General features: G+C 62.7%; 4 protein-coding genes and 1 pseudogene. 3 read left to right on the top strand and 2 right to left on the bottom strand.

Going from position 1 to position 3325, the window contains the following annotated elements; all coding sequences use genetic code 11:
* Window positions 1-204 precede the first annotated feature (204 nt).
* Entirely contained in the window at window positions 205-831 is a 627-nt protein-coding gene (locus tag ACIQ3B_RS18370; RefSeq protein ID WP_397405168.1) for a TetR/AcrR family transcriptional regulator, read from the bottom strand.
* Between the two features lie 67 nt (window positions 832-898).
* Between ACIQ3B_RS18370 and ACIQ3B_RS18365 the strand changes: the two genes are divergently transcribed.
* The 3 genes from ACIQ3B_RS18365 (at window position 899) to ACIQ3B_RS18355 (ending at window position 2707) form a co-directional block, all read left to right on the top strand.
* Complete coding sequence (locus ACIQ3B_RS18365; RefSeq protein ID WP_397405166.1) at window positions 899-1357, top strand: DUF2147 domain-containing protein; 459 nt, start codon at window positions 899-901, stop codon at window positions 1355-1357.
* Entirely contained in the window at window positions 1354-1791 is a 438-nt protein-coding gene (locus ACIQ3B_RS18360; RefSeq protein WP_397405164.1) for a hypothetical protein, read from the top strand. Before ACIQ3B_RS18365 ends, ACIQ3B_RS18360 begins: the two co-directional genes overlap by 4 nt.
* 307 nt (window positions 1792-2098) lie before the next feature.
* Window positions 2099-2707: a hypothetical protein gene (locus ACIQ3B_RS18355; RefSeq protein ID WP_397405162.1), complete on the top strand. Its 609-nt coding sequence runs from the start codon at window positions 2099-2101 to the stop codon at window positions 2705-2707.
* A gap of 277 nt (window positions 2708-2984) precedes the next feature.
* Here ACIQ3B_RS18355 and ACIQ3B_RS18350 read toward each other — a convergent pair.
* Window positions 2985-3325: pseudogene (locus tag ACIQ3B_RS18350) on the bottom strand (thiazole synthase); the annotation flags it as partial.

The raw sequence follows: 3325 nt of genomic DNA, 5'->3' as shown, positions 1-3325 counted from the left end.
CTCAATCCGGCGCATCTGCGCCTGCGACAACCAGATCAAATCACTCATGACGACGCCTCCATGCGCCGCCAGTGAATCAGACCAACCCCGCCTTGGGAATCATTTCAATGGGTCCTGAGCCTAACCTCGGCGGCGCTCAAATCGTATCGGATGAAAGCGATCCGGTAGCGCCCTCATTTCGACGGTCCATTGGCAGCTGGTTTCCTATGGCCGCAGCAGAGCCTTCACAGCTTGGCTGACGAGCTGCCGGGGAGGCGTCCACGGATAGGCGGAGATGGTAATCTGGTTGTGCGCCACGCCGTGAAGGACTGCCATCAAAAGGTCCGCCTTGACAGCGACGGCCGGGTCCGTTGCCTCTACGCCAAGCGCCTCAGCCAAGGCTCTCAGAATAATGCCGAACCGCAAGATCAGCGGGTCATCGCGAATGAAGACGCTGACCTCCGCCTGGCTGATACCACTGGACATAAAGACCAGGAAATAGTGGTCGCGCCTCGCGAGCCAGTACTCGACATAGGTTTGTGCGAGGGCCTCCAATCGCTCTGCCGGGTTAGGGTGCGCGGCGGCGATTTCATCTAACTGATCGAACAATTCGCCGAACACGCGGGCCCAGAGATCGCGCAGCACATCGATCTTGCGGTCGTAGTATTCGTAGAGCGTCTTGACTGTGCAGCCGGCCTCTTCGGCCAGACGCCGCATCGAGACTGCCGCGTAGCCCTCTTCTTGGAACAGCCGGAATGCGCTTGCGGCGATGCTGTTGCGTACCTCCTCGATGCGGGCGGCAGAGCGCGCCGGCCGTCCTCGGGAACGCCGAGCGGGGACATCATCGATCATGGGAACACTATGCCTTGACATGGGAGAATATTAAAGTATCACGCGATGTATTAAATGAAGGTGATCTATGCGTTCGTTGACCGCCAGCCTGCTGACCATGATGCTCGGGCTCAGCGCTCCTGAAGCGCACGCGTATGCGTCCCTCGAGGAACTCACGGGCACATGGCGCACACAGACGCACGAAGCCCTCGTGAGAATTTCAGCCTGCGAAGACAGCACACCGTGCGGTGCGTTGGTCTGGGTCGATCCGGAATTAACGGAGGGCGCGACGACGGATACGCGCAATCCGGATCGCCGCTTGCGCAATCGGCCCCTCGTCGGGCTCCGCATTCTCTGGGGCCTTCAGTCAGAGGCGACGAAGTGGGCTTCCGGGCGTGTCTATAACCCCGACACCGGCCAGACGTTTTCAGCATCCCTTCGCCTTCTGTCCGAAGACAAGCTTCTTGTGACCGGATGCCTTGGGCCCCTTTGCCGCTCTGAACGCTGGATCAGGCAGCGGCCAACTCAAACGGAGATACGCAGATGAACGATCGAATAGAACCTGCGACCCTAGCTGTGCCTGAGCGCCGCGTCATCCAAGCGCTTTTCGTGATCGCCGCCATTTGGAACTTCGCCGGTTCGATCCCTGGAATTGCGAACCCATCGGGCATGTTCGCCCAAGAGTTCGGCCGCGACCTTTCCGATCCCGTTATGGTCGCGGTGTACCGAGGCGCTTGGGTGACGTCTTTTCTTTACGCGCTTGGTTTTCTGTTGGTGGCGCGCAATCCCGAGCGTCACGCTGGCATCGTGCTTATGGGCGGGCTCGGCAAGGCGCTGTTCGCCATGAACTTGGCATGGATGTATCTCAGCGGCTGGACATCGGATTTCGCGGTTGTCGTGATCGTCGGCGATGCGGTGTTCGTTACGTTATTTCTGATCTATCTCTTTCGTCTGCGGCGCGCGGGGTTTGCTGTTCTTTGACCCGACGTCCAAGCTCGTTGCGTTGAACCGGTGAAAACTGTGCCAACCACCAGACTGACAAGATCGATTTGTCCCTCGGTTTTGCAGCGCCGAAAGTAGGGACATCGCGTAATTGAGGTAGGCCCATCCTCCTGCTTGAAGCAGCGCGATCCACTCGCTCCGACTTCGTATCCTCAGGTCTGGATGGGCCTACCTCAATTACGCGATGTCCCCACTTACTAGGCCACTGCGGCCCGCCGCCGGCGTCGCACACTTGACTCCCCACTTATTTCATGTTCTTATTTTGTTCATGTTCATCGAGAGCGACATGCGCGAGCGGCACGGCCGCGTGCTGGCGGAACTGGCCGAGGTTGGCATGGTCATGGTGCGCCGGCTCGGCGAGGCCATGCTGCAGGTCGCGGATATCCAGGTCCAGGCCCAGATCGGTCTGGCGTTCCATCGCGTCTCGCGGGCCGTGCGCCAGACGATGGCGCTGGAATTCCGGCTGGCGCAGGCGGCGCATCGCGACGCTGTCGCGCTCCAGCCCCCCTCACCCACACGCGCATCTGCGCCAACGCCGCCCCGCCCGACCGCCGAGCGGGTCGGCTGGAACGAGTACGAACGCGCCGATTCCGATGAGCCGCTGGACGCGCTGGACGAACTTCTCGAAGCTGAAGATCTCGACGCGGAGACCGTTCACGAGGCCGTGGAAACCACCATGGCCCGCCTGCGCCGCGATCTGGCCGCTGACACCCTGCTGGTGAAGGCCGGGGTGCTGACGCCGGACGACCCGGAATCGCCCCCGGTCATCGCCAAACACCCTCAACGAAACCGACGATCCGAGCTCTTGGGCGCCGCTAGCTTTAGGCCGCCGCCCACGATTTCGCCGACACCCGGCGTGCTGGCCGGCCCGTCCATCTGGCGCAGCTCCGCCTGACGTCGGCCGATCCAGGTTTGAGAACTGCGACCAGGCCGCAGCGTTTCTTCTCCTCTCCCCCGGGCGCGCAGCGCCGAGAGGGAGAGGGTTGGGAGAGGGCCGGTGCGTGAAATCGTCATCCGCCGATGGGAGGTCGAGGGCCTGCCGTGGCGACGCTCGTGGGCCGTCGCCTCTACATCAGAGTTGGCCCAGCCGGCCCTCTCCCAACCCTCTCCCTCTCTTCGCCCCCGCTCAAGCGGGGTCTCGGGGGAGAGGAGGCAGACCAAGCCCCCACCCCTCAGATCAACCCGGCCCTCGGTGACGACGGGTCCGCATACATCCGCTTGTCCATCCGCCCCGCGAGGAAAGCCTCGCGGCCCGCGATCACCGCATGTTTCATCGCCCGCGCCATCCGGATGGGGTCCTTCGCCTCGGCGATGGCCGTATTCATCAGCACCGCGTCACAGCCCATCTCCATGGAGATCACCGCGTCCGACGCCGTACCGACCCCGGCGTCCACCAGCACCGGCACCTTGGTCTGTTCGATGATCAGGCCGAGGTTCAGCAGATTCTGGATGCCCCGCCCGGAGCCAATCGGCGCCGCCGCCGGCATGATCGCTGCCGCGCCCGCGTCTTCCA

It is taken from the genome of Phenylobacterium sp. (assembly GCF_044358365.1).
In the GTDB taxonomy this organism is placed as follows: Bacteria; Pseudomonadota; Alphaproteobacteria; order Caulobacterales; family Caulobacteraceae; genus Phenylobacterium.
The sequence above is the reverse complement of the archived record's forward strand: the minus strand, read 5'-3'. Positions and strand labels throughout refer to the sequence as shown.